This window comes from Candidatus Enterococcus willemsii (assembly GCF_009933335.1).
GTDB lineage: Bacteria > Bacillota > Bacilli > Lactobacillales > Enterococcaceae > Enterococcus_F > Enterococcus_F willemsii.
The window spans coordinates 65,651-90,573 of sequence record NZ_MAEL01000031.1 but is presented as its reverse complement, the minus strand read 5'-3'; the positions used below and the strand labels follow the sequence as shown (position 1 = coordinate 90,573).

24 protein-coding genes are annotated in these 24,923 nt (G+C 36.4%); 14 read left to right on the top strand and 10 right to left on the bottom strand.

Features of this window, described 5'->3' with window-relative positions; translation table 11 throughout:
* Positions 1 to 22 precede the first annotated feature (22 nt).
* Positions 23 to 925 carry a magnesium transporter CorA family protein gene (locus BAU17_RS04495; RefSeq protein ID WP_161901627.1) on the bottom strand — a complete coding sequence of 301 codons (903 nt, stop codon included), beginning with the start codon at positions 923 to 925 and terminating at the stop codon, positions 23 to 25.
* A 196-nt stretch (positions 926 to 1,121) separates the two neighbouring features.
* Positions 1,122 to 2,657: a TPM domain-containing protein gene (locus BAU17_RS04490; protein WP_161901626.1), complete on the bottom strand. Its 1,536-nt coding sequence runs from the start codon at positions 2,655 to 2,657 to the stop codon at positions 1,122 to 1,124.
* A 119-nt stretch (positions 2,658 to 2,776) separates the two neighbouring features.
* Between BAU17_RS04490 and BAU17_RS04485 the strand changes: the two genes are divergently transcribed.
* Positions 2,777 to 3,892, top strand: coding sequence for a glycerate kinase family protein (locus BAU17_RS04485; protein WP_161901625.1), 1,116 nt, complete (start codon positions 2,777 to 2,779; stop codon positions 3,890 to 3,892).
* Between the two features lie 60 nt (positions 3,893 to 3,952).
* Here the strand turns inward: BAU17_RS04485 and BAU17_RS04480 are convergent, their stop codons facing one another.
* From BAU17_RS04480 to murE, 3 genes are all read right to left on the bottom strand, one after another.
* Complete coding sequence (locus BAU17_RS04480) at positions 3,953 to 4,369, bottom strand: Ohr family peroxiredoxin (protein ID WP_161901624.1); 417 nt, start codon at positions 4,367 to 4,369, stop codon at positions 3,953 to 3,955.
* Between the two features lie 98 nt (positions 4,370 to 4,467).
* A complete protein-coding gene (locus BAU17_RS04475) occupies positions 4,468 to 4,692 on the bottom strand; it encodes a hypothetical protein (protein ID WP_161901623.1) in 225 nt (74 codons plus the stop codon).
* A 107-nt stretch (positions 4,693 to 4,799) separates the two neighbouring features.
* Positions 4,800 to 6,293, bottom strand: coding sequence for a UDP-N-acetylmuramyl-tripeptide synthetase (murE, locus tag BAU17_RS04470; RefSeq protein ID WP_161901622.1), 1,494 nt, complete (start codon positions 6,291 to 6,293; stop codon positions 4,800 to 4,802).
* 181 nt (positions 6,294 to 6,474) lie between these two features.
* Here murE and BAU17_RS04465 point away from each other — a divergent pair, with 181 nt between their 5' ends.
* Complete coding sequence (locus BAU17_RS04465; protein WP_161901621.1) at positions 6,475 to 8,121, top strand: putative polysaccharide biosynthesis protein; 1,647 nt, start codon at positions 6,475 to 6,477, stop codon at positions 8,119 to 8,121.
* Between the two features lie 50 nt (positions 8,122 to 8,171).
* Entirely contained in the window at positions 8,172 to 8,900 is a 729-nt protein-coding gene (locus BAU17_RS04460) for a pseudouridine synthase (protein WP_161901620.1), read from the top strand.
* A gap of 48 nt (positions 8,901 to 8,948) precedes the next feature.
* Here the strand turns inward: BAU17_RS04460 and BAU17_RS04455 are convergent, their stop codons facing one another.
* Positions 8,949 to 9,806 (bottom strand): RluA family pseudouridine synthase, encoded by an 858-nt coding sequence (locus BAU17_RS04455; RefSeq protein WP_161901619.1) that lies wholly within the window; start codon positions 9,804 to 9,806, stop codon positions 8,949 to 8,951.
* A gap of 190 nt (positions 9,807 to 9,996) precedes the next feature.
* On the opposite strand from BAU17_RS04455, the gene BAU17_RS04450 reads away from it, so the two are divergent.
* The 3 genes from BAU17_RS04450 to BAU17_RS04440 all read left to right on the top strand — a co-directional run bounded on the left by BAU17_RS04450 (position 9,997) and on the right by BAU17_RS04440 (position 13,318).
* Entirely contained in the window at positions 9,997 to 12,150 is a 2,154-nt protein-coding gene (locus BAU17_RS04450; RefSeq protein WP_161901618.1) for a PBP1A family penicillin-binding protein, read from the top strand.
* Positions 12,151 to 12,216: 66 nt separating this feature from the next.
* Positions 12,217 to 12,558, top strand: coding sequence for a YlbF/YmcA family competence regulator (locus BAU17_RS04445; RefSeq protein ID WP_161901617.1), 342 nt, complete (start codon positions 12,217 to 12,219; stop codon positions 12,556 to 12,558).
* Between the two features lie 169 nt (positions 12,559 to 12,727).
* Positions 12,728 to 13,318 carry a helix-turn-helix domain-containing protein gene (locus BAU17_RS04440; RefSeq protein ID WP_161901616.1) on the top strand — a complete coding sequence of 197 codons (591 nt, stop codon included), beginning with the start codon at positions 12,728 to 12,730 and terminating at the stop codon, positions 13,316 to 13,318.
* Positions 13,319 to 13,361: 43 nt separating this feature from the next.
* On the opposite strand, the gene BAU17_RS04435 is transcribed toward BAU17_RS04440, so the two are convergent.
* Positions 13,362 to 13,940, bottom strand: coding sequence for a DUF536 domain-containing protein (locus BAU17_RS04435; protein WP_161901615.1), 579 nt, complete (start codon positions 13,938 to 13,940; stop codon positions 13,362 to 13,364).
* A 242-nt stretch (positions 13,941 to 14,182) separates the two neighbouring features.
* On the opposite strand from BAU17_RS04435, the gene BAU17_RS04430 reads away from it, so the two are divergent.
* The 5 genes from BAU17_RS04430 (at position 14,183) to BAU17_RS04410 (ending at position 19,940) form a co-directional block, all read left to right on the top strand.
* Positions 14,183 to 15,370, top strand: coding sequence for a metallophosphoesterase family protein (locus BAU17_RS04430; protein WP_161901614.1), 1,188 nt, complete (start codon positions 14,183 to 14,185; stop codon positions 15,368 to 15,370).
* Positions 15,367 to 18,030 carry an ATP-binding protein gene (locus tag BAU17_RS04425; RefSeq protein WP_161901613.1) on the top strand — a complete coding sequence of 888 codons (2,664 nt, stop codon included), beginning with the start codon at positions 15,367 to 15,369 and terminating at the stop codon, positions 18,028 to 18,030. The genes BAU17_RS04430 and BAU17_RS04425 overlap by 4 nt, the downstream gene beginning before the upstream one ends.
* Before the next feature lie 35 nt (positions 18,031 to 18,065).
* Complete coding sequence (locus BAU17_RS04420; RefSeq protein WP_161901612.1) at positions 18,066 to 19,010, top strand: 3'-5' exoribonuclease YhaM family protein; 945 nt, start codon at positions 18,066 to 18,068, stop codon at positions 19,008 to 19,010.
* Positions 19,011 to 19,150: 140 nt separating this feature from the next.
* Positions 19,151 to 19,585, top strand: a complete 435-nt coding sequence (locus tag BAU17_RS04415) for a helix-turn-helix domain-containing protein (RefSeq protein WP_161901611.1) — start codon at positions 19,151 to 19,153, stop codon at positions 19,583 to 19,585.
* 1 nt (position 19,586) lies between these two features.
* Positions 19,587 to 19,940, top strand: a complete 354-nt coding sequence (locus BAU17_RS04410) for a hypothetical protein (protein WP_161901610.1) — start codon at positions 19,587 to 19,589, stop codon at positions 19,938 to 19,940.
* Between the two features lie 52 nt (positions 19,941 to 19,992).
* On the opposite strand, the gene BAU17_RS04405 is transcribed toward BAU17_RS04410, so the two are convergent.
* The 3 genes from BAU17_RS04405 to BAU17_RS04395 all read right to left on the bottom strand — a co-directional run bounded on the left by BAU17_RS04405 (position 19,993) and on the right by BAU17_RS04395 (position 21,862).
* A complete protein-coding gene (locus BAU17_RS04405; protein ID WP_161901609.1) occupies positions 19,993 to 20,964 on the bottom strand; it encodes a peptidylprolyl isomerase in 972 nt (323 codons plus the stop codon).
* A 111-nt stretch (positions 20,965 to 21,075) separates the two neighbouring features.
* The gene (locus tag BAU17_RS04400) at positions 21,076 to 21,435 is read right to left on the bottom strand and encodes a YtxH domain-containing protein (RefSeq protein WP_161901608.1); all 360 of its coding nucleotides are present in this window, start codon (positions 21,433 to 21,435) and stop codon (positions 21,076 to 21,078) included.
* Positions 21,428 to 21,862 (bottom strand): HIT family protein, encoded by a 435-nt coding sequence (locus BAU17_RS04395; protein WP_161901607.1) that lies wholly within the window; start codon positions 21,860 to 21,862, stop codon positions 21,428 to 21,430. The genes BAU17_RS04400 and BAU17_RS04395 overlap by 8 nt, the downstream gene beginning before the upstream one ends.
* 197 nt (positions 21,863 to 22,059) lie before the next feature.
* Here BAU17_RS04395 and BAU17_RS04390 point away from each other — a divergent pair, with 197 nt between their 5' ends.
* The 3 genes from BAU17_RS04390 to manA all read left to right on the top strand — a co-directional run bounded on the left by BAU17_RS04390 (position 22,060) and on the right by manA (position 24,890).
* On the top strand, positions 22,060 to 22,848 hold the full coding sequence (locus BAU17_RS04390; protein ID WP_161901606.1) for a VOC family protein: 789 nt from the start codon (positions 22,060 to 22,062) through the stop codon (positions 22,846 to 22,848).
* Positions 22,849 to 22,911: 63 nt separating this feature from the next.
* Positions 22,912 to 23,886 (top strand): serine hydrolase domain-containing protein, encoded by a 975-nt coding sequence (locus tag BAU17_RS04385; protein ID WP_161901689.1) that lies wholly within the window; start codon positions 22,912 to 22,914, stop codon positions 23,884 to 23,886.
* A gap of 53 nt (positions 23,887 to 23,939) precedes the next feature.
* Positions 23,940 to 24,890: a mannose-6-phosphate isomerase, class I gene (gene manA, locus BAU17_RS04380; protein ID WP_161901605.1), complete on the top strand. Its 951-nt coding sequence runs from the start codon at positions 23,940 to 23,942 to the stop codon at positions 24,888 to 24,890.
* Positions 24,891 to 24,923 lie beyond the last annotated feature (33 nt).

Below are 24,923 nucleotides of genomic sequence, written 5' to 3'. Positions count from 1 at the left end.
TTGGTATTACCTAGGTAATACCTTACTTCATAAATCTTTTTAGAACAGCAGATAAAGCAAACCATAGCACGACACTCATAATAATCGTGATAATCCATCCAGATGCATTATTTTCTAGAGGTAAGGGCATGTTCATTCCAAAAAATCCTGTGATAATTGTCGGTATCGTTAGTAAGACAGATAAAACCGTTAAGATTTGCATTGTGTCGTTCAAAGTATTGTTCAAGACATTATTATACGTGCCAGACAATTGCTGCAAGATTTGTGCCGAAAGCTGTGTCATTTCAACCAATTGTTTGGATTCAATCATCACATCTTCAAGCTGTTCTTTTTCTACTTCAGTCAATGTCTTATAGACCGCATGGGCACGAACTTGTTCTAGCACCACCATGTTTTGTTTTGAAGCAGAAACAAAGTAGACAATTCCGATTTCTAAATCAGAAAGCAACAACAAATTTTGTTTACTCGTTTTGTCTTTTAGTTTGCGACTAACAGAAATACGATCCTCATTCATTCGTTCAATATAAGGGAAATAGAAATCAGTAATCATAAATAAGCTACTAAATAAAAATTTATATAAGGTAATATCAGGAAATTTTTCTAAGTATTGCTCCATCTTTTCGAAAACATAATGATTTTTTTCGTTTGTGATGGTAATGAGTTGGTCGTTTTTCACGATAAAAGTCATGGGAATTGTTTCGTAATGATTATCGATTTTTTTACTGTTAGGAACATTGAAAATGACAATTAGTGTATTGTTTAATTGATCGTACTCCAAACGCGCCCGCTCATTTTTATCGAGCGTATATTCAACGACTTCACTATCGATGCCATGTTTAGTATAAAGTTCTTTTAGTTCATTTCGGTTTTGCGTGTTTAAGTTAATCCAAGTATATTTATTGCCGAATTGCATTTTATTAATCATTTCTTCACCTTCTTCTCTGTTGTAAAGCATGAACATTGTAACAATGAATGTATCGAAAGACAAGAATAGCGCAAGATTAAGCTATTAAGCGAAGTGATGATTACTGTGGGTATTACCTAGGTAATAAAGTAAAACGTTGAAAAAATGATAAAAGAAGTAAAGGCCGCAATTAAAGCGACTCCTTACTTCTCTCTTATTACCAACCACCCGAAATACCGCCACCGCTACTACTTCCGCCACTAAATCCTCCAAAGCTACTTGAAGAACTCGAATGATTACGACTATCAACGATTTCTTGCTGATGAGACATATGAGTGTTTAAGACACTAAAAAGAACTAAACTATCTGTGTATGTGTTCGAACGATAATATTCTTTACGTGTATTGTCAAAGATTGTTTGACGATCCTCTTCCTCAAAATCAGTTAACTGTTGTTTTAATTCAGGATGTTTTTGATAAAGTTTCTCTAAATCAATTGTAAATAAAGCTTCTTCTTTGTTGTAAAGAATAGAAGTAGCGATAGTTCGATTGATTTGTATTTCAATATCGTGCCAAGTTCTTGTCTCCAGCATGACTTGAGCCAAGTAATTGCCATATAAGTTATCAATTTCTTGTGTCACAATTTTAGCCAACTGTTCTTTGTATTCAGGAATATATAGTTGGTTTTCTTCCAACACATCATCGGTTAGGTCATAATTCTCAATTTGTAAGCTAATTTGGGTAGCTGTATAGCTAGTATAATCAATCAACTCATTCATTGCCATTTGAATTTGTTTAGCAAAGGTGTCTAAAGTAAATTGTGCATCGGTTAATGTCTGTTCGGCAAAATATAATTGAACCTCGTCATTTTCCATCGCTAATTGTAGAATTTCTCGGTTATGGGCAGAAAGCACAACTGAAGTTAATTTTTTGGGGAAAAAGATTTCAACTAAATAGGCTTTACTTCCAGCTAGACGGTCTTTGGGTGTTTTGAAGGCATGAAATCTATGTTTATTTTTACTACCCCAAGTAACTAGCTCATGAGGTTGGAATACGGGATCTTCGGTAATCCATCTTGGAAATAAGTCTGATTTTAGCAGTCGTTTTCGAATCATCGAGCGTCTTGTTGCAAAAAAACCGATGATAGCAAGAATAATTGTACCGAATATGCTAGCTAAGGTAAGCAAGATAGAATGTTTATCCGCTTCTTGCTGTGCCTTGATTTTTTCCGTATAAGATGGTCCTTCTGCATAGATGGTTGCTAATCCTGAATCTTGATCAGCTTGAACGACAAGTTCATATACGTGGTTAGATATATATAGGATAGCATCGTCATAATTTGTGGCGCGTAACAGCGATTTGGCTTTCTCATCAACAATGTCTTCTTCTGCTAGATGATAGAAAATAGGAGCGAAACCGTCTCCGTAACCCAGACGAAACTCGCGATCTTCTAAAGCAAACACAAAGACTAAACCATTATTGTATTCTGGGTTCCCAAATCCATACTCGTCAAATAACTCTTGTGTGGCATTTTCAATCGACTTTCCTTCTAAACTATTAAGAATAACGACTGCGTACTCTGGTTTTCCGTAGAGAGAACCGAACTGTTCGCTATGTAGCTGATTGATCTGTTGAATCGTTTCTGTTGATAACACACTGGCATCATCACGCACAGAAGAGGCAGCGTGGATTACCTGTGGTTGGAAAGTAATGATTGCGACCAACAACGTTAAAATAAACCCTAATTTTTTCATATGATAACTCCTCCTATTTTTACTCCTATAATTATTGTACCGTAATTAGAATTCATTCGCTATTGGACTAAAGGTGGAGTTAAATCATGTTATACTCAAAGAAAAGGATGTGAACGAGGATGAAAGTGGTTGCCGCAATTGATTCGTTTAAGGGATGTGCAACATCAGCGGAAATAAATCAAGCAGTATTATCAAAATTAAATCCAGCGATTTGGCAAGAAAAGGTAAATGTACCGATTGCAGACGGTGGTGAGGGAACGATAGCTGCTATTCAAGCTGCTTTAGGTGGAGAAGAAGTACGTGTTGAAAGTGTGGATCCTTTATTGCGAAAAATTCAAGGAAGCTATTTATTAACGACCATTGAAAATAAGAAGACTGCGATTATTGAATCAGCGACATTTATTGGAATCGATTTAGTAGAAGTCTCGGATAAAACAGTGAGACAGGCAACTTCGTATGGCTTAGGTGTAGCAGTAGCCGATGCCCTGCAAAAGGTTGAACAAATTTATGTTACATTGGGTGGCAGTGCAACGTCCGATGGTGGTTTGGGTATGTTACAAGCACTCGGTGGAAAGATTGTCCCAAATACGACAGGTAATTTACTTTTAACCGTAGAAGATATCGATTTACGTGAAGTAAGAGAAAAATTCAAACATGTCTCATTGCACGTATTGGCAGATGTTACGAATGAATATTGTGGGTCTCGTAGTTTTGCTAATGTCTTTGCTCGTCAAAAAGGAGCATCGAGTCAAACAATTAAGAAAATGGAACAGCAAGCAAACAAGGTCTTACAATTAGTAGAAAAACAAGGTTACCTAGGTAATCTTTCCGGAACTGGAGCAGCTGGTGGATTAGGAGGGGCGTTTACTTGGCTAGGTGGTAACATTCTTTCTGGTTTTACAACCATTCAGCAATTAATCGGTTTAGAAACAATCATTCAAGATGCAGATTTAATTTTTACAGGCGAAGGGAAACTAGATGCTCAAACAGCGCAAGGGAAAGTACCCTTTGGCGTAGCAAATTTAGCGAAGAAGTACCACGTCCCAGTGATTGCTGTATGTGGTAGTCGAGAAAATTACCTAGGTAAAATGGAAGAGTTAGTTCTAGGTGCATTTAGTATTCAACAAGGACCTATTAGTTTAGAAAAAGCAATGGAAAAACAACGCACATTGTCGAATCTGGCGACATTAGCGAAAGAGGTCGTACAAGTGTTTCAATATGAAAAAGATAAATAAAAAGCCCAAACGATATTGTTTGGGCTGATAACAGAGGACATTTTAAGTTGTCGCTTCTGATTAATATTCTTCTGCTTCGAAAGTCACTTCAACATTGCCTTTGATTGCTTTTGAGTACGGGCAAATATTGTCTGTTTCTTCCATATACTTCAATGTTTCTTCTTTAGAAAGACCTTCGATTTTTCCGATTAAGTGTACAGCTAAATGTAAAGTATTGAAATCAGGTAAATCACCTAGTAATGTCACTTCTGCGCGAACAGAACGAGGTTTGTCACCATGTCCATCACGTTCTAGTGGGAAAATTAATGCACCGTTAAAGCAAGCTGAAAATCCTGCTGCAAATAATTCTTCAGGGTTTGTATAACCTTCTTTTTTGACACCAGTTGTTTTTACTTCAAAATCACCACTTAGCGATTTACTTACACCTTCACGTCCGCCTTCATTTACAACGGTTGCAACGCCCATTTTTTTACTCATATCTTAACACCCTTTCGTTTTGGTCTACTTTAAATATAGTACAAAATAGCTAGAATCACAACGAAGACGCAAAAAAAGTAAGAAGAAGTACTTTCTTCTTACTTTTTAGTGCGAGTTAGGCCTAAAAATAGCGTAGCTGTGGCAATAATTGGGATTAATAACACCCAAATAATACCGTGTGGTGCTGCTGTACGGGTATAAGTAGTTGTCGGAAAACCAAGCATACCTAACGCCATTAATAATTTCCAGCCTAGAAATAAAGCAATCATTGCTAGGATAGCCAATCCTACAATAACGATCATTTTTTTCTGTGTGCGATTCATGAAACGTATCCCCTTCAGTCCATATATTCAGTAATCATTATACAAAAAAATAAACGAAAGAAAATACTTGTTTTTATAAAGTAATTTTTGTCATCGATTTGAAATAATTAAAGTAGATTTTCTTGAATTAATCGTTGTGTAATATGAAAATCACCTTCGTAATAAATTTCTTTGCTATGCACTTTCATCATTTGTTCTGTCCCTTTACCGGCTAAAATAACGGTATCTTCTGATTGTGCCATCGAAAAAGCCAGGGTAACAGCTTTGCTACGATCTAATTCTACATGAATCTCCACTGCTGAATTATCCAGCGTTGCTAAAATTTCTTTGGCAATCATTTCTGGTTCTTCAAAACCGGGATCATCACTAGTAATGATGGCGACATCTGCACATTCCGCAAGGGCGCGCCCGATATCAGGTCGGCGTGATTGTGCTTTATCACCTGCACTACCAGTCACGATAATGACACGCCCATTAGGACGTAAGTCACGAGCTAAATCACCCATCGCTTTGATGCTAAGATAATTATGAGCGTAATCAACAAAGAAGTAAGCACCGTTTGCTTTTTCTAGTAGATTCATACGTCCAGGAACGTGACTGGTAGGGAGGCTTTTTTGAATACTAGCTGTTGAAATTTTGGCTAATCCTGCCGTTAAGATGGCTGCCGCCGCATTGTCGTGATTAAATGTACCAAATTGAGCTAGTTGATATTCTCCGTCAACATGCAGTGTATCTGGGTGACCAGTCAATTGGAACTGTCGTGGATTATCCATTTCTTCAATGTAATAGTCACTACCAGCTTTACCAAATGTATAATAAGGAATTGCGTGTGTCTCACAAATTTCTTGCAATTCTGCATAGTGGTCACTTTCATGATTAATAATCATTTGCTTACTATTTAATAGAAGCTGTTGTTTGCAAGTAAAATATTCTTCAAATGTCGCATGTTCAATCGGGCTAATATGATCAGGGCTAATATTTAAGAATATACCTGTCTCGAACGTTAAATGATGGACGCGTTTCGTTTTGTATGCTTGAGAAGAGACTTCCATTACTAAATGAGTCACACCAGCTTCCACGGCTGTTGCCATTTGTTTGTATAGGTCTAGAGCTTCTGGTGTGGTTAACTTAGACGCAGTAAACGTTGTACCATCAAGAGTGGTTTCTTCCGAAGAAAAAAGAGCTACTTTCGCGTCAAACGCATCATCAAAGATTTTTTTGATAAAATATGCAGTCGTTGTTTTTCCTTTTGTTCCAGTAATACCAATTTTATATAAGCTATTTTGCGGTTGTCGGTAAAATGCTTGGGCAACAATTGCCATGGTTTCACGAATATCTTTGACAAGGATAGCTTCAGCTGTTACATTATACGAGACTTCGGATACATAGTGAGTCACACCTTTTTCGACAGCATCTGCTAATAAAGCTTCTTTGAAATTCATTCCTTTGCAAAAAAACAAAGTATTTTCTTGAATATCTCTTGAATCATAAGATAAATAGCGAAATACTGTGTTTTTATTTACACTAGGAATGGCTGTGTCTTTTAGTAAATCATGTTCGATTAATAGGTTGTAAAGTTCATTGGTTGTGATTGTATACATAAGCTTCATTTACTCCTTGTTCTAAAAGTTCTAACCAATTATAGCATAGTTCCACCATTCTGACATTTTGACGGTTACATTATATTAAATCAGTGTAACGAAATGAAAAATAGATTGCGACATTTGACTTTTCGCATTAAAATAGAAGATATGTATAAAAGAAAAGATGGAGAAGAATTCGATGACAAATACTACGAAACAAGCTTCACCAGAATTGAGTAACGAAGACAAAATGGCTCGCGGATCTGCCTGGATGACGATAGGAAATATTGGTTCTCGTCTCTTAGGCGTTGTATACATTTTGCCTTGGTACTATTGGTTAGGTGAAAACCGAGCAGTAGGAAATACTTTATTCAATATGGGATATACGGTGTATGCACTGTTTATTATGATTTCCACAGCCGGTATTCCAGCAGCCATTGCAAAACAAATTGCTTTTCATAATTCTAGAAAAGAATATCGTACAAGTCAGAGACTGTTTTTAAGAGCAGTACAATTTATGATTGGACTTGGTGTTGTTAGTGCTTTAGTCATGTATATATTAGCACCTGCGCTTGCAAAAGGTGCTGGTGGTGGGGAAGACCTCATTCCGTCCATGCGCTCATTAAGTGTAGCATTATTAGTTATCCCTGTTATGAGTGTGATTAGAGGATATTTCCAAGGAATTAATAATGTTGCACCGTATGCAATCTCTCAATTAGTGGAGCAAATTGTGCGCGTTGTTTATATTCTCGGTGCTACTTTTATTATTATGAAATTAGGCAGCGGCAATTACGTTGCAGCCGTTACACAATCCACATTTGCTGCTTTCATTGGTGCCTTGGCTGGTTTACTTGTATTAATTTATTATTTCCGTAAAGAAAAAATAAAAATGGATATTTTAGCTGAAACAAGTACAGAAAAAGTTGAAGTAGACACCATCCAATTGCTAATTTCTACGGTGAAAGAAGCAATTCCATTTATTATTTTAGGTGCGGGAATTACTATTTATAAATTAGTTGACCAGTATACGTTTGTGCGAGTGATGAGTAGTTTCACAGAATATTCAAATAACCAGTTGTTACGATTGATGGCTTTATTCAATGGGAATCCTGATAAGTTATCGATGGTTGTTATTGGCTTGGCAACTTCCGTGGCAATTGTCGGGTTACCATTAATTACTGAATCGTTTGCGAAAAAAGATAAATTGGGCTTGGCAAAACTTGTTAGTAATAATTTACAGTTATACGGTTTTATCATGTTACCAGCAACATTTGGGATGATTTTATTAGCATATCCAATCAACAGCTTATTCTATGATCCTGATCGTTTGGGCGCTAACTTGTTAATTATGGTTTGTCTTTCAGGGCTAATCCAAGGTTTATTCATGGTTACGTCTACGATGCTGCAAGGTATTTATGAGAATACATCGGCAGTTATTTTCTTTGCGATTGGTCTTATTGTAAAAATAGTTACGCAATCGCCAATGATTTATTTGTTGGAATCTTATGGACCGATTGTTTCAACGACGTTAGGTCTTGGCGTAACATGTTACTTAAATCTGCGTAAAATTCGCAAAAAAACCCATTTTAATAGTAAATTAACTACTAGAAGAACAATTTTAATCGCGTTAATGACTGCTATCATGATGATTTTTGCTGGTGTTGCAAAGATAATTTTTGGTTTGATGCTCAATTCAGATAGTAAGCTACAAGCGTTCATTTTAATTATTCTTGTTGCAGGTGTTGGTGGTTTCGTCTATATTTATATGGCGTTAAAAATCCGTTTGGCAGATAAATTACTCGGATCAAGAATGGCTCATTTTAGAGCGAAACTTAGAATAAAATAGCTCAAGTTCGGAAGATATCTTCCGAACTTTTCTATTAAAAGGAGAAAGATATGCGTTTAGATAAATACTTAGCAGATATGAATTTGGGATCTCGTAAAGAAGTCAAGCAGTTTATCAAAAAAGGGCTCGTTACAGTTAATGATGCCGTAGTAAAGTCAGATAAATTTCAAGTCAATGAAAAGGCGGATAGCGTTGCTTTTGATGGTGAAGTGATTGCATATCAAAAGGACTTCTATTACCTACTTAATAAACCAGCAGGTGTCATCTCAGCCACAATTGATGACTATGATGAGACCGTGATGGATTTATTTGATGATGAAACATATCGTGATGATTTATTTCCAGTTGGTCGCTTAGACAAAGATACAGAGGGATTATTAGTTATTACGAATGATGGTGCGCTGGCACATCGTCTACTTTCACCAAAACGTCATGTAGAAAAAGAATATTATGCAGAAGTAGCAGGTATTATGACGGAAGAAGACGTGGCTGTTTTTGCTAACGGAATGACGATTGATGGAAATGAAACGTGTTTACCAGCAAAACTTATGATTGATGCGGTAGATGAAGCAGCCGAAACGACGATCATTCGTCTAGTTTTGCATGAAGGGAAATTTCATCAAGTGAAACGTATGGTTCAAGCAGTGGGGAAAGAAGTCACTTATTTAAAACGTATTCGAATGGGGCAATTATTGCTTGATGCGTCTTTGACATTTGGCGAATTTCGTCCATTGACTCCTGAAGAACTGATATTATTAGAAACGCGAGACAAACAATAAGGTCAAAAATGTAAAAAAAGTCAATCTAGCTAAGCAGATTGACTTTTTTTACGACCATAATCCCGGTTCAGCAGTGACTTGAATGGTTTCTTGTGTAAAGGGATGTGGAAGAACCATTTCATAAGCATGAAGCATCAAACGAGGAGCTTTTGGTGCTTGGTAAAGCGGGTCACCGATGATAGGATGCCCAATACTAGTTAAATGCACACGGATTTGATGCGTTCTTCCTGTATCAAGATCACAGAAAATTTCCGTTGTTTTTTGTTTCGTTTCATGAACAGTCACGTGAGTAATCGCTGTTTGGCCTTTGCGTTCGTCAACCACACGTTTTCGACGATCATGACGATCACGTCCAATACTTTTGCGAATCATTTGGTCTTTTGTTAATCGACCAGCAACAATTGCTTGGTAACGCCGACGGATAATTTTTTGTTCTAATAATCGACCTAAAATTGGTAATACTAAGGGATTTTTAGCAAATAAAATTGCCCCACTCGTTTCTTTATCTAAGCGATGCACGATATATGCCCGTTGATTTTTTGGTTCTAAATAGGCAATTACATCATTTAAGAGTGTTTCGGTTTCATCAGGTTGGTTTGGATGGGTTTTTACCCCAGCAGGTTTATTGACAATTATTAGATGTTCATCTTCATATAAAGGTATAACGTGAGATTTATTCCCTAGGGAAACTTCTTGGTAAGTGTAGTCAGTTTCTTCTAAACGTAGCGTAATCGTATCCCCAGCATGTACTTCTTGATGAAACATTGCCGAGGTACCATTAATCCAAACGAATTTTCGAACACGTAGAAAATGACGAACCTTTCGTGGAACAAGCCATTCATTTTCAAGTAAATCACGCAAAGTTGTTGTTTGTTGTGTAGTAGGTAAAATAATTGAGTATTCCATAATGCACCTCTTTCATTAGAATTATACCATCTTTAACGCTTTTTTAAGAAAAAAACAACCATTTCATGATATTTCAATGGTAGAATAAGCAAGGTTAAATATCTTTATGAAAAAAATAGATAAAATTACATCTTGAGTCGTATTTTAATGAATAGAAAGTATGCTAAACTTTGAATGAGGAGGGCGAACGATGGATTTTCAGCGCTTTTTTAGCAAATTAAAAGAATATATCATCACTTTTTGGCATTGGGTGAAACCATATTTAATCCAGTTTCATCAATGGCGGAAACGAATTTGGAAGAAATATCATGTAAATAAAGTTATCTTGTTGCTCGGACTAGTTGTTGTTTTGGTCACAAGTATTTATTTGTTTTATATGGCTAAATCAACAAAGGTTAGTGAATTAGAATCTGGTTTGCGTGAAGCAACCATTTTTTATGATAAAGATGGCGATGAAGCAGGTCGAGTATCAGCTCAGAAAGGAACCTATGTTGATTTAGATCATATCTCCCCTTATGTAGTAGATGCGTTAATTTCAACAGAAGACCGTAACTTTTACAATCATCACGGATTTGATTTAAAAGGGATTGCACGGGCCGCCGTACGTGCAGTTATTAACCGAGGGACATCGGGCGGTGGAGGAAGTACCATTACCCAACAATTGGCTAAAAATGCTTATTTAACACTGGATCAAACAATTAATCGAAAAGCTAAAGAATTATTTTTAGCCATTGAAATTGAAAAGAAATATAGCAAAGATGAAATTTTGACCATGTACTTGAATACCTCTTATTATGGGAATGGTGTTTGGGGGATTCAAGATGCAGCTAAAAAATATTTTGGTGTAGATGCAACAGATTTAACTATTGGCGAAGCGGCAACATTAGTTGGATTATTAAAAGGCCCAACAATATATAATCCAATTGATGAGCCTGAAAATGCTCAAAACAGACGAGCAACAGTTTTGAGTGTTATGGTAGATAACGGCAAGCTCGATCAAGCGACAGCCGATCAAGAAGAACAAGTACCGATGACGGATTTATTATATGATGCATATGTGCCATCAGATGACGGCTATCAGTATCCATACTATTTCGATGCGGTATTAAATGAAGCGGAATCTGAATATGGCTTGACTGCAGATGATGTAATGAACCGAGGCTATAAAGTTTATACCGCTTTGGATCAAAACTATCAGTTACGCATGCAAGAAGCTTATGCTGTTGACGGCTATTTTCCTGAAAATGCGTCAGATGGTACGATGGTACAATCTGCTTCAGTTGCGTTAAATCCACAAAATGGTGGCATTCAAGCGTTAGTTGGTCGTCGGGGGGACTACACGTTCCGAGGGTTTAATTTTGCGACTCAAATGAAACGTTCCCCAGGTTCAACGATTAAACCATTAAGTGTTTACGCGCCCGCTTTAGAAGCAGGGTATATGCCTGATAGTATGTTAAAAGATGAACCACAAAGTTATTATAAAGCGAAAAATTATGATGGCACTTATCAAGGAGAAGTTCCAATGTATCAAGCTGTTGCACAAAGCTTGAATTTGCCTGCCGTATGGTTATTACATGAAATTGGGCTAGATAAAGGATATAACAAAGCTAAAGAATTTGGCATTCCGCTAACGGAATCAGACAAGTATTGGGGCGTGGCATTAGGTGGTTTAGAATATGGGACATCACCAATGACCTTAGCAGGCGCATATGGCGTATTCGCTAATGGAGGTACATTATATACCCCACATTTGATTACGAAAATTGTGGATTCGACCGGAGCCGTAATTGTCGATAATACTAAACCAAAGGGTAAAAATGTGATTTCCGATGATACAGCTAATGAAATGACCAGCATGTTGTTAGGAACTTTCTCAAATGGAACAGCTGCCAATGCGAATCCGTATGGATATACGATGGCAGGAAAAACAGGAACAACAGAAACGAATTTTGATGCTTCTAAAAACAATGACCAATGGATTGTCGGCTATACACCAGATGTGGTTATTTCAACTTGGGTAGGTTTTGAAAAAACGAGTGAAAATCATTATCTAAGTGGAACAACTAGTGAAACGGTTGGCCCAATTTTCCGTGCACAAGCCGAAGCTATCTTGCCTTATTCACAAGGTAATTCATTCACTGTTGCGGATGCTTATGCAACAGGTGGGAAAGTTATGGCAGTTGATGAGGTGCCAACCAATAATGAGAATACACAAGATAATGCATGGAAAGAGGATGTCGATAGATTTGCCGAGGAAGCCAAAAACGGTTTGCAAGAATTTGGCAATAAGGTAAAAGAAAAAACAAAAGACCTATTACGTGGTATCCGCGACCGTTTACAATAAACATTAGCCACAGGAAATAGAACATGTTACAATGAAGAAGATCTTAAAGAAAAGTGAGGAACTAATATGTCTAATATTTATGATACAGCGAACCAACTAGACCGTGAAATTCGTGAAATGGATGCTTTTAAAGCTCTAAGCGCTTCTTTTGCTAATCTAAAAGCCGATGAATCAGCGTACGCTATTTTTAAAGAATTCCAAGAATTTCAAATGGGTATGCAACAAAAAATGTCTGCCGGTGAAGAAATGACTGACGCCGATGCTGAACAAGCACAAGCTTTAGCAGAAAAAATCCAACAAGAACCTTTGATTGCTGATTTAATGCAAACAGAACAAGCTTTCAGTTTAGTGATTAATGACTTAAACCGCATCATTATGACACCATTAAGAGAATTATACGAAAACTAATTAAAAGCACGATTACTGTCTACGGTAATCGAGTTTTTTTTACCAAGGTAAAAGGTATATTTGTTGATGACAAAGCTTTTTGACAAAGAAATAGACAGACATTCTAAAGATATTTGATAGAATAAGAGAATAAGAAAATCTATTCTTTGATTAGAAAGAGGTATCGAAAATGAATGTAGGCAAACAAATCAGAAGTTATCGACAAGCGTATGAATTTTCTCAAGAAGAATTAGCTGAGAAGATTTTTGTTTCTCGACAAACTATTTCAAATTGGGAAAATGCACGTAGTTATCCAGATATTCATAGTTTGTTGTTGCTTAGTGTCCTTTTCGATATTTCTTTAGATGAATTAGTCAAAGGAGATGTCAATGAGATGAAAAAAACACTCAAGCAAATGAAGTCAAATAAGGATACTGTTTGGATGGTAATTTTTTTATTACTGATGATTTTAACGACTGGTCCATTATTGGCTATACAGGACGGTGGATGGATATGGTTGGTTGTCCCATTCACTTTTTGGATGATGGGTATGTATTTTGCTGTAAAAGTAGAGAAGTTTAAAAAGCAAGAAGACCTAAAAACATTTGCAGAAATTACTGCTTATATGGAGAATCGTGATGTGGAGTCATTGCGTAAAAAGCGCAACAAACGTAAAGCTTTATTGGAAAAGATAATGATTGTTTTACTGTTTAGCGTAGGTTCAGCATTACTAACTATTTTATTTGGCTGGTTAACATCACTTATAGTATCTTTCACCTAGGTAAAAAATAGAGCACCCATATCACTTGGGTGCTCTATTTTTATTATTTCCAGAATTGATACCATTTCTTTTGTTTCAAGGCAGCTAATTCACTTTCTAAGCGTTCTTTTTCTTTATTTAGTTCTTCTGCTTTTTTCAATTGTTCTTCAAGTTTTGCTAATTGTTCAGCGGCTTCGGCTGCTTTTTTCTCTGCCTCTTCATCAGTTGCTAGTGTTTCTTCTGGTTCTGGCGTCTCGGTCATTTCTTTAGGGGCTTCTAACGCAAAGTATTGATGTAATTCTTTGATTAATTTTTTGTCTTCGGCATTTAACTGTTGTTGTTGGTCAATTAATTTTTGGAGTTGCTCAATTTGTTCATCTTTTTTGGCTAATTGTTCCATTAAGTATTCGTTGATAGAAGGGATAGTTTGGGTAGAAAGTTCTTCTTGAGATGTTTCTTCACCAATATCATCACCTAATTCTTCGATGATTTGTTGGACGCCGACTTCTTTGATGTAAATCGTGTTGTTTTCTTTATAGTAATAGTCTTGAGGTAATTTTTTGTAACGATAGATGACTTTATCCCTAGAAACGCCTAATTCGTTTGCTAATTGGGTTAGTGTTTTTCCTTGTTCTTCTGCCATGAATATCTGCTCCTTTTACCAAGTAATTACTTGGGTGTTATCTAAGTATTTCTGAGGTAAATTGTAACATAAGTTTATTGATAATGCTCGTGTTTATTTTATGAATTAATGAAATAAGTGTTTTTACCTAGGTGCTTTTTTAAAGAAGGTGCTTTTTTTCATGCGAACAAATTTTCGTATTTTGCTGACGGGGAATAAAAAAAATGCTAAAATGAAAGAAAAAATAAGGAGCGCAAATCAATATGTTACGATTTATTCATTGTGCAGATTTACATTTTGATCGCTCGTTTGAAGGCCTTCATTTAGTAGCCAATCGAGTTAGAGAATTAGCCCTAGCAAATGAGCAAGTCTTGGAAAATATCGTTAGTCTTGCGCTAAGTGAGCAAGTAGATTTTCTTTTATTAGCAGGGGATACCTTTCATCAAAATCGTCCAAGCTTAAAAACACAGCATCTCTTTTTTCAACAAATGAATCGTTTAAAAGAAAAGAATATTCCAGTATACATGAGTTTTGGTAACCATGACTTTTATGAAAAAGAACGATATTGGTTTGATTTTCCAGATAATATCTATTTATTTCAAGAGGAAGCTGTAACAACCGTTGAAGGAAAAACAGCTACCGGCGAGACATATGCTATCAGTGGCTTTAGTTATCATCATCCTTGGATAACAACGTCTAAAGTAAATGAATACCCTAATCGCCAAGCAACGTATCACATTGGCATGTACCACGGGGATATGCAAGGAAATTATGCTCCTTTCCGTGTGCAAGAAATGAAACAAAAAGGGTATGATTATTGGGCATTAGGGCATATTCATGTACCTACTCAATTAGCAGTTGAGCCACCGATTATTTATGCCGGCGCACCACAAGGACATACGCAAAAAGAAACACAAATTCAAGGTGTTCTGCTAGTGTCATTAGGTGAAACAGTCGAAATCACACCAAAAAGTGTCGCAGCAATTACCTGGGAAACGGTAACAGTCTCTCTAAAAGCGATACGGGACCAAAGAACAGCATTAGAAAAAATTCAGCAAACATTTTTAGCTTCCGAAAAAAAGCTAATTCACTTAAAATTAGTGGATACAGAAGGTTTACCTACCCAATGGTTGAATGAAAAAGAAAAACCTGAAATTATTGCGTATTTAAATGATAACTTCGCTCGTAAAGGCTGGGAGCAAATGATTTATCAATTAACAGATCAAGCAACATCAGAAGAGACAAAGCTATTATTATCGGGCAAAGAAGTTGTCAAACAATTACTCGAAAGTTATCAAGAAGAAGCTGTTTTTCAATCGATTGTGGACGAGCTAGCTACCCATCCATTGGTTAAGCGCACCTTGTCTTTGGATGAGTTGAAGCAAGAGACCTTGGAACAAGTCAAAGAAATTTTTACGTATGAATTTCGTTGGAGTGAGGAAGAAAAATGAGACTATTAAAAGCAGAAATTACCGGTTTTGGTCATTATAGGCATCAGACATTTGATTTTTTACCAACGAATCAACTCTTTTTTGGGAAAAATGAGGTCGGTAAGTCAACGTTATATCAATTTATCCAAGCGATGCTTTTTGGATTTCCTAAAAAAAGTACTCGTAAGCGTGATTATACGCCGCAAGATGGCGCAGCCTATGGTGGCAAACTTTGGTTAATGATTGAGCCTTATGGAGAAGTCCAAATCGAAAGGTATCGTCAAGTGAATCGTGGAAAAGCGAAAGTAGTGGTTGGTGAAACAGAAGGTGATGAAGCATTGCTGACCCAACTGTTAGCACCGTTAACCCAAGAACTATTTCAAGATGTCTTCACCTTTCAGCAAGAACAACTTTCGCAAACTGATCGACTACAAGAAAAAGAATTGCATGATGCATTGATTTCTTTAGGGATTACGGGTAGTCAGCAATGGATGGCAAAGATTCAAGAATACAAAAAAGACAATCAGAAAATCTATAAACGTCAAGGGCAACGTCTGACTTTGAATCAACGCTTAAAAGAATGGCAGCAATTGAAAGAGACAATTCAACAAAAAGAATTGCAAGAAACGCATGTCCAGCAAGCATACCGTCAATTGACTGATTACACCCAACAGCAACAGAATTTAAACAAACAGTTACAAAGAGTACAAGATGAAACACAACGCCTCAACCAGCAAAAAATGAATTGGTCCTTGTATGAAGAATGGGCAGAGTTACGTCAGTTAAAGGAAAGTCGGTTCTCAACGGAACAACAACAGCAATTACGTGTATTCTATCAAGAATACCAACAATTAACAGATGCCATTCATAAAAAAGAAGAGGAACTAGCTCGACTTGAGCAAGGACAAGAGTCAGATCGTTATTTTTTCTTTTTGGATCAAGAAGGCAAAATTCAAGAACTCTTGCGGCAAGAAGCTCGTGTCATGCGTTTAGTAGATGAACACCAACGGCTGCTACAACAAGAAGAGATGCTTTCACAAGATCTTTTTCATTTGGTAGAGAAGTGGGGTTGGCAGCAAGAAGTGCCACCAGCAGAACTAGATGAACAAATTTTACAGCTATTGGATCGTTTAGATGCATTGCATGAACAAAGTCAACAACAAAGCTTACGCATCCAATGGTTATCTGAAAAAAATCAAGCGGTTGAAGAAGAAGTCAATCAATTAGAAAAACGTCATCCTGAGTTATTGAAACAAAGCAAATCAATGACACATTGGTTTCTTTTATTAGCTAGCGGTGGACTCTTCATGGTTCTAAGCTTCTTTTTAGAAAATCCCTTGAAATTGTTCTTGCTTGTATTAGGTAGTCTTCTAGTTGTTGTGGGAATAGGATTTGTATTGAAGGGTCAACAAGGGGATGCCCAGGTAAAACCCTTATGGCAAGAAAAACTCCTGCAATTAGATGCATACGGAGCTGAAATTGCACAGGAGGAAGAACAACTTGTCCAACTAACACGTGAGCTTGAGCAATTGACAGCATATCTACAACCTTCTTTTGGTACAAACGACAATTACTTAACTTGGCGTCAGACACTACAAACCTATGAAGCGGCTATTCAACAGTTTCATGCACAACAAGCACAACTTCAGACAATTAAAAATCAATTGAACCCCTTAGCTAATGACATCCAAACAATGAATCAGGAATTTCAAGTATTCAATGATTGGTTACCATTGGAAAACAAAGAACTTCAAGTGAAATTTGATTTATTGAATGAATTTGCGACTAAGATGCAAGCGATTAAAATGACCCGTTTACAGCAACCAAGTACGTTATTGGCACAACAGTTAAAGAAGGCCAAAGAAGAACGTCAGGCGTTATTTACGACCTATCAAGAGCTGCTACAAGTATTTGGTCTAGAACATCCGACAGAAATTCCTTTGTGGATGAAACAATGGGAACAGCACCAAAAACAAATTGCTCGTAAAAAAGAATTAGAAACTTTATTACAACCAATCTTTCCAAAAGAGATTAGTTGGAATGAATTAACGCAACAATTGGCACAAGCGCAAGTAGAGCAAGAGCGTCTCCAACAACAACTGACGAAATTATTAGAAGAAAAACAGCGCGTTCAGTTGCAAATTGAGCAGTTACAAGTCGATGGTATTCTTGATGAATTGTATCAAGAAGAAAGTCGATTATTGTCTGAAATTCACACGCTAGCCTTATCTTGGAGTACGAACCAAGTGATGATTGCAGCACTGAATGATTTAGCAACCGAGTTATCTGAGCAACAATTGCCGCAATTGTTGCACCAAGCGTCCTATTATTTTGGATTATTAACAGATGGAAAATACAATCACGTCCAAGTAGTAGATGGCTTGTTACATGTTGGTTCAAGCCAACAATTAGTCGATATTTATTCACTATCCACTGGAACGAAGGATCAGTTAATTATGGCTGTCCGCTTTGCGTATCTGTCCCTGCAAAAAGAAACAAGTCCCGTCATTATTGATGATGGCTGGTTACATTACGATAGTGAGCGTAAGTTACAACTAGCAAAATTATTTGCAGAATTTGGGAAAGAAACACAAGTGATTTGTTTGTCTTCTGACCAAGAAATGGTAAGCTATTATCAAAGGCTGCATCAACCTATTAAGGAAATCAAGCAAAGGATGTGAGAGAATATTTTCTGATGAGAAAATGTTCAATTTAAATGAAAAAAATCAGAGAACTAACATTAGACGAAGAATTTCAAGCATTTGTGTTAATTAAAAATGCCGATGTGCGTGTAGCAAAAAATGGCAAAAAATTTATTGCGTTTACCTTTCAAGATACAACTGGTACGATTGATGGCAAATTTTGGGGAGCTTCGGAAGATGAGATTCAACGCTTTGAAGCCGGAAAAGTCGTTTTTTTAACAGGTAAGCGAGAAGTTTACCAAGGGAATCCCCAAGTAAAAATTTTACAGTTGCGTAATGTTCGACCAGAAGAACCAGGTGATGCGAGCCTGTATATGGAGCGTGCACCCATTCGTAAAGAAGAGATGGAAGAAGAAATTAGTCAAACCTTGTTTGAAATTTTGAATCCGCATTGGAATCGCATTGTTCGCTTTTTGATGAATAAATATAAAAAAGAATTTTTTGAATTTCCAGCGGCTAAACGTAATCATCACGCTTATGCAGGTGGATTAGCCTATCATACAACAACTATGTTGCATTTAGGAAAAGCAATTGTGAAAGAATACCCTGAAGTCAATGCGTCACTGCTTTATGCAGGAATTATTTTACATGATTTAGGTAAAGTCATTGAATTGAGTGGTGCAATAGCAACGGAATATACTTTGGTTGGAAATCTAGTGGGGCATTTGGTCTTAATTGATGAAGAAATTACAAAGGCTTGTTTAGCACTTAAAATCGATGAAAATCAAGAAGACGTTATTGTTTTACGGCATATGGTTTTAGCACATCATGGCTTATTGGAATATGGTTCCCCTGTTCGACCACGAATTATGGAGGCTGAAATTTTACATCAAATTGATAATTTAGACGCTTCCATGCAAATGCTACTAACCTCGATTCGTCAAAAAGAACCTGGAACATATACTGATCGTATTTTTGGTATGGATAACCGAAGTTTTTATATTCCAAAAGATGTTTAAAAATAGTGAGGAGATTACCTAGGTAATTTCCTCGCTATTTTTTAGGAAATAGCAAAATGTTTGATTTATTTGCGCAAGTGATTGCAACATTTGATAGTATTTTCTCATTGTTTTAGGTATGCTTTTTTAGAGGTGATGGTATGGAACATTTTGGTGAACGAATGTATCGATTAAGAAAAGAGATGGGATTCTCACAAGAAGAATTGGCAATGCATTTAGGCGTTACTCGTCAAACAATTTCTAACTGGGAGCATGATTTAGCGCAGCCGACACTAGACAAAGCGGTAGAAATTGCTACGCTATTCAACGTTTCTTTGGATGAGCTTGTAGGCAGAAAAAAATCTACACGACAAACGAATGAATTAATTCAGTCTTTATTGGATTGTTTGGTGACCATCTACATTTATCCTGAAACAACAACTTGGATTTCTGTAAGTAAAACAACGTTAAAAAACTGTAAAATTACTGAAGTAAACCCAACCAGTGTTCGAATTGTTCGAACGGAGAGAAAACAGAGAATTGAACGATTAATTTACTTAAAGGATATTGTCGGGTTTAAACGGGAGGAGGGATAGCATGTGGTGGACAATCATTTTTATGGGAATGGTTTTACTTTATCCAGTTATTGAAGAAGGAATTGATGCGCTGAGAAGTCACGATCCTAATTATCAAAAGAAGAAGGAACAAGAGTTAGTTGCACAAAAACGCGAAAAAGCAGAAGTATTACAACAGTTAAAAGAGGAGGTTGGCAATACTTGTTTATTGGAGAGTGAGCAATTCTACCTTTTGTCCAAATCTAGTAAAATAGAAGCAACCATTCTTCAAGTAACTGAGGAGTGGCTTGAATTTTCTCTAGAGAAAAAAGACAAATCAACGGTATATATATTTAAGGCATGCGATATTAATAATGTCTCAAAAATAGTTGAATAAAAATACCCGAGCAATAGACTAAACCTATTGCTCGGATATTTTATTTTAAGACTTATTTACTTTCATCTGTTGATTCAGATTTAGTATCTTCTGTTTTTTTATCATCTTTTTTATCATCTGTTGATTTTTTCTCTGGTTGAGCAGCATCCGTGAATGATGACAAGATGTTAGAGAATGCCTCGTCTTTAATTTTCACGTTAGCATCAATTAGTTCTTCGCCAATGGCTTTTTGTGTAAACGCTTGGTCAGCTAATTTGGCATCTGTTGCAATTTCTTTTACTTTATCTTTGTATTTATCCATATCGTTACCTTTGGCTTGTGTTTTCACCATTTTTACAACATAGAAACTTGAACCGTAAGCGGAATTCACAGGAATCACATCAGATACTTCGCCATCTTTTAGACCCCAAGCAGCTTGTTTCACTTCTTCTGGAACTTCAGTAGCCGCAGTTGTTGAATCAAATTTGACTTTTCCTTTATCTTCTTTTGAAGGTAAAATTGATTTTTCAGCAGCGATTTTTCCAAAGTCTGCATCTTTTTTGCTAGCATCTTTCTGGATTGCTTTCGCATCATCTTCAGACGTAACAGCAATCATTTGCGTTTCTACTTCTGGATGGAAAGAGTCCCAAGCAGTTTTTAAATCTTCATCTGTTAATTTTACATGTGCTTTTAAGCCTTCTTGTAGTGCTAGGTTTTCTTTGATGGTTTGTTCAACTTCTTTACGTGTCATGTTGGCAGCTTTTAATTGTTCATCAACATTGTCACCAAAAGCGATTTTTAATTGTTCATCGACCATTTTATCTGTGACTTTTTCGCCGTATTTATTCATAAATACTTCTGATAAAATCATATTGAATACCATTTGTTGACTGTTTTGATCGGTTTTTGCTTTGTCATAGAATTCAGAAACAGTTACTTTGCCACCTTTCATTGTAGCAATTTCTGTATTTGAGTTTCCAGAACATGCAGCTAATGAGACCACGCTCACTGCTCCTAGAACTGCTAAAAGGATCTTTTTCTTCATATTGTTACGCACTCCTATTTTTCAAAATTTTCACAGTTCTAACTATACCATATTCTTTTTTGTAATTGGAAGAACTAAAGCAATCTTTCAAATAAAATTCATAGTTTTAACTTATTTTTTGTTTTTTTCATTAGATTGAACAGGTAAGGTTGCAATGTGGTTTTGCAATTGTTCGACTTGTTCATTAATACGTGCGACACGTGGTTCAGCTTGAAATTTAAAGGCTTCGACACTTTTTTTAATAGAAGTCGATACAATAGGAGCGGTTGCTTGGACTGTTTTTTGTGTCTCTCGGACAGCCTGTTGGAAATTCTGTAAACTTTCATTAAATTCTTTCGTCGCATCTGTCACATCGTCAATATATGTTTCGACCATTTGTTGTGTTTCCTTCCCACTTCGAGGGGCAAAAAGTAGACCACTGGCGCCACCTACAGCAGCTCCAAAAGCTAATCCTTTGATAAAATTACTCATTTGATTTCACCTGCTTTTGGATTTGATTAGCAATAGCTTGCATTTGTTCTTGTGTATAGTCTTCCATGTGTTTCCCAAAGTGTAGGGAGAAATCATCTTTTTTACTGTAACGAGGAATCAAATGCACGTGTGAATGGAACACAGTTTGATACGCAACTTCTTTATTGTTGTTAACTATATTTAATCCTTCCATTTCAGGAAAAGCTGTTTCTAATGCTCGTGCAATTTTGGGGATTCGTGTAAACAAGTCAGTTGCTAGTTGCTCATCGTACTCAAAAATGTCAGAGACATGTTTTTTGGGAATAACAAGAGTGTGCCCTTTTGTAACCTGAGTAATGTCTAGAAAAGCATACACTTTCTCGTCCTCATATACTTTATAGCTGGGAATTTCTTGATTAATAATCTTACAAAAAATACAATCTTCCATAAAATAAACCTCCTCTATTCTCATACTCTTACTTTACCATATTTTGTTTCTAGTTATAAGAGTGGGAGAAAAAAATAGATGTGAAGGTCCTTTTAGCTGTTAGCTAAATACTGGTAGGTTAATTAACAAACATGTGTTAAAATAGCATTAAAAGTGATTTACTCGGATTTGTTAGGAAACAAGGAGGAAATAAAAAGATGTCAGGTTTTAAATTGGGAAAAGCAGCAGAACTTGCAACTGTTGCAATTCGAGTCAAAGATCGAGATAAAATGATTGCGTTCTACCGTGACTTAGTTGGTTTTGAGTTGAAAGGCGAAGAGAATGCGTTGGCAATTATGGGGACAGCAAAAGCTAAGAATGAACAACTATGGTTAGAGGAGAGTCCTCGAGCAGATGACCACTTTGGTCAAGTGAAGAAAATGCAATCGTTCACACTAAGCATTCCAACTGTTTCGGAGTTGGCAGCAATTTATAATCGCTTTAAAGTAGCAGATTATCCAATAGAAAATGAAGCCATTGCTGAAACAATTACTATTCATGTAATTGATCCGGAAGAAAATCATGTGAAGTTTATTGCTTTACAAGCAAATGAAGTAACAACGATGGAAGAATTAGCAGCTATGGGCAATGATGAAAACAGATATTTATCACCCGAAGTACATGTACGAAATGTTCATTTAAATGTAAATGACTTATCAGACGAAGCAGCCTTTTTAGAAGGGATAGTAGCTATTTCTCAAGATGAATCTCAAATTAATGAACAATTCCATGTATCGTTAAATGAAAGCCCAAGTGAAGCAATTGCTATTGACAGTCATAAAATAATCGGTTTAGAATTTTTGAAGTTTTTTGTAAGTGAGGAAAAACTACTAGAATTAGAAAAGCTGTTGAACGAACAGAAAAAAGACTTCTTTATTGATAAAAAGAAATCTATTTTAACTATCTATGATGCAATCGGGGTAGAATGGTGGTTTGTTCGACGATAAATTGACAAGAAAATAACCGAGGGAATTCCTCGGTTATTTTTCATATCCAAAAGGAGGTTTATGATGTATCCTCAAACACAAGAAATTATTGCTAAGAAAATCCCTACAATCTTTCCAGGGTGTGTCTATCGTTTTATCCAAAAAGAACAACAAGACACCATTTGTTTAGGGAATGCCGCAATTGTTCCAGAAAAGGAACCGATGACGGTGAATCATTTGTTTGATGTGGCTTCGCTGACTAAAGTGGTGTGTACAACAAGTGTAGTTTTGCAGCTATGGGAGAAAGGCCAGTTAAATCTAGATGCTCCATTACAAAACTATTTGCCAACCTTTCAAAATAACCAAATCACCTTACGTCATTTATTGACGCACACTTCGGATATTCAAACGTGGATTGCGAATCGTGATCAATTAAATGCCCAAGAATTGCGTGCAGCATATTTTACGTTACAATCAGGGGAATACCTAGGTAAAAAAGTGAAATATACTGATGCAGGAACAATTTTATTAGGTTTTATGCTGGAAGAAATCTTTCAAAAGTCGCTAACAACAATTTTTCGAGAAGCGGTTTTGCAGCCACTTCAGATGACAAATAGTTATTTTCCGCTGATAGCCAATCAATTAATCGTTCCTACAGAACAATTGGCGGATGGGACAGTTCTTCGCGGAGAGACACATGATCCTAAAGCCCGAACTTTAGGAGAACATGCTGGAAATGCGGGACTGTTCACTTCGATAGATGATTTAACTAAATTTGTACGAGCGTATTTTCAAGAAGAAATTTTACAAAAAACGACAATCGAGATGTTGTTGCAAGACCAAACGCCTTTGAAGAACGGACATCGTTCACTCGGTTGGGATTTACGTGAGCATATGTTATTTCATACAGGATACACGGGTACGTTTTTGCTGATTGACCCGAAAAAGCAAGATGCATTCATCTTTTTATCAAATCGTGTTCATCCAACAGATAACAGAGAGGTGTATATTCAACATAGAGATGAGATTTTAGCTGCTTATTTCGCTGAAAAAGAGTAAATAGACGTGGTATAATAAATGAGGCGTTTACAAAAAATGAGAGGAGCACAATTATGCAACCATTGTTTATGCAACCTGTATTTCAAGAAAAAATCTGGGGAGGAAATCGTTTGAGAACGGTTTTTGGCTTAGATATTCCAAATGATAAAATCGGAGAAGATTGGGCCATTAGCGGTCATCCACATGGTGTCAGCATTGTTCAAAATGGTCCTTATAAAGGACAATCTTTAGATAAGTTATGGGCAGAACAAAAAGAATTATTTGGTCATCCGACAGAAGAAGTTTTCCCATTGTTAGTGAAAATTTTAGATGCAGAAGATGATTTATCCGTACAAGTGCATCCAGATGATGCTTACGGATTAGCACACGAAGGCGAACTAGGAAAAACAGAATGTTGGTATGTAATTGATGCGGCTCCAGGAGCTGAAATTATCTATGGACACACAGCCCAAACCAAAGAAGAATTATCACAAATGATCGCTGATAAAAAATGGGATGAGTTATTTGTCCATGTTCCTGTTAAAAAAGGCGATTTTTTCTACGTGCCAAGTGGAACGATTCATGCGATTGGAAAAGGTATTTTAATTTTAGAAACACAGCAAAGTTCCGATACAACTTATCGTGTGTATGATTATGACCGTAAAGATGACCAAGGGCAAACACGAGAGTTACACGTTCAACAATCAGTAGATGTAACAACAGTACCGGCATTAAAACCAACCATCAGTATTTCTGAAACAAGAAATGGTAAATCTTCAATTATTACGTATTTGAAGACAGACTTTTTCAATGTATACGAATGGCAAGTAAAAGGAAGCTTGATTTTCAAAAAACAAGCACCTTACACATTAGCGACAGTAATTGAAGGGTATGGAAAATTAGTGGTTGATGGTGAGACATTTGAATTAGAACTAGGAACAAGCTTCCTGCTACCAAATCAAATTGAGAAATGGGAAGTTCAAGGCGATGTACGAATTATCGCTTCTGAACCGGGGAAAAAATAATTTTTACCTAGGTAAAAAAGCAACAAATAAACA

Excerpts from the sequence above, each read along its gene's own strand:
- BAU17_RS04480 (WP_161901624.1), bottom strand. The coding sequence starts at position 4,369 with ATGAGTAAAAAAATGGGCGTTGCAACCGTTGTAAATGAAGGCGGACGT.
- BAU17_RS04415 (WP_161901611.1), top strand. The coding sequence starts at position 19,151 with ATGGAACATTTTGGTGAACGAATGTATCGATTAAGAAAAGAGATGGGA.
- BAU17_RS04425 (WP_161901613.1), top strand. The coding sequence starts at position 15,367 with ATGAGACTATTAAAAGCAGAAATTACCGGTTTTGGTCATTATAGGCAT.
- BAU17_RS04420 (WP_161901612.1), top strand. The coding sequence starts at position 18,066 with ATGAAAAAAATCAGAGAACTAACATTAGACGAAGAATTTCAAGCATTT.
- murE (WP_161901622.1), bottom strand. The coding sequence starts at position 6,293 with ATGTATACAATCACAACCAATGAACTTTACAACCTATTAATCGAACAT.
- BAU17_RS04490 (WP_161901626.1), bottom strand. The coding sequence starts at position 2,657 with ATGAAAAAATTAGGGTTTATTTTAACGTTGTTGGTCGCAATCATTACT.
- BAU17_RS04435 (WP_161901615.1), bottom strand. The coding sequence starts at position 13,940 with ATGGCAGAAGAACAAGGAAAAACACTAACCCAATTAGCAAACGAATTA.
- BAU17_RS04395 (WP_161901607.1), bottom strand. The coding sequence starts at position 21,862 with ATGGAAGATTGTATTTTTTGTAAGATTATTAATCAAGAAATTCCCAGC.
- BAU17_RS04390 (WP_161901606.1), top strand. The coding sequence starts at position 22,060 with ATGTCAGGTTTTAAATTGGGAAAAGCAGCAGAACTTGCAACTGTTGCA.
- BAU17_RS04475 (WP_161901623.1), bottom strand. The coding sequence starts at position 4,692 with ATGAATCGCACACAGAAAAAAATGATCGTTATTGTAGGATTGGCTATC.
- BAU17_RS04450 (WP_161901618.1), top strand. The coding sequence starts at position 9,997 with ATGGATTTTCAGCGCTTTTTTAGCAAATTAAAAGAATATATCATCACT.
- BAU17_RS04400 (WP_161901608.1), bottom strand. The coding sequence starts at position 21,435 with ATGAGTAATTTTATCAAAGGATTAGCTTTTGGAGCTGCTGTAGGTGGC.
- BAU17_RS04445 (WP_161901617.1), top strand. The coding sequence starts at position 12,217 with ATGTCTAATATTTATGATACAGCGAACCAACTAGACCGTGAAATTCGT.
- BAU17_RS04465 (WP_161901621.1), top strand. The coding sequence starts at position 6,475 with ATGACAAATACTACGAAACAAGCTTCACCAGAATTGAGTAACGAAGAC.
- BAU17_RS04460 (WP_161901620.1), top strand. The coding sequence starts at position 8,172 with ATGCGTTTAGATAAATACTTAGCAGATATGAATTTGGGATCTCGTAAA.
- manA (WP_161901605.1), top strand. The coding sequence starts at position 23,940 with ATGCAACCATTGTTTATGCAACCTGTATTTCAAGAAAAAATCTGGGGA.
- BAU17_RS04410 (WP_161901610.1), top strand. The coding sequence starts at position 19,587 with ATGTGGTGGACAATCATTTTTATGGGAATGGTTTTACTTTATCCAGTT.
- BAU17_RS04485 (WP_161901625.1), top strand. The coding sequence starts at position 2,777 with ATGAAAGTGGTTGCCGCAATTGATTCGTTTAAGGGATGTGCAACATCA.
- BAU17_RS04430 (WP_161901614.1), top strand. The coding sequence starts at position 14,183 with ATGTTACGATTTATTCATTGTGCAGATTTACATTTTGATCGCTCGTTT.
- BAU17_RS04385 (WP_161901689.1), top strand. The coding sequence starts at position 22,912 with ATGTATCCTCAAACACAAGAAATTATTGCTAAGAAAATCCCTACAATC.
- BAU17_RS04405 (WP_161901609.1), bottom strand. The coding sequence starts at position 20,964 with ATGAAGAAAAAGATCCTTTTAGCAGTTCTAGGAGCAGTGAGCGTGGTC.
- BAU17_RS04455 (WP_161901619.1), bottom strand. The coding sequence starts at position 9,806 with ATGGAATACTCAATTATTTTACCTACTACACAACAAACAACAACTTTG.
- BAU17_RS04440 (WP_161901616.1), top strand. The coding sequence starts at position 12,728 with ATGAATGTAGGCAAACAAATCAGAAGTTATCGACAAGCGTATGAATTT.
- BAU17_RS04495 (WP_161901627.1), bottom strand. The coding sequence starts at position 925 with ATGATTAATAAAATGCAATTCGGCAATAAATATACTTGGATTAACTTA.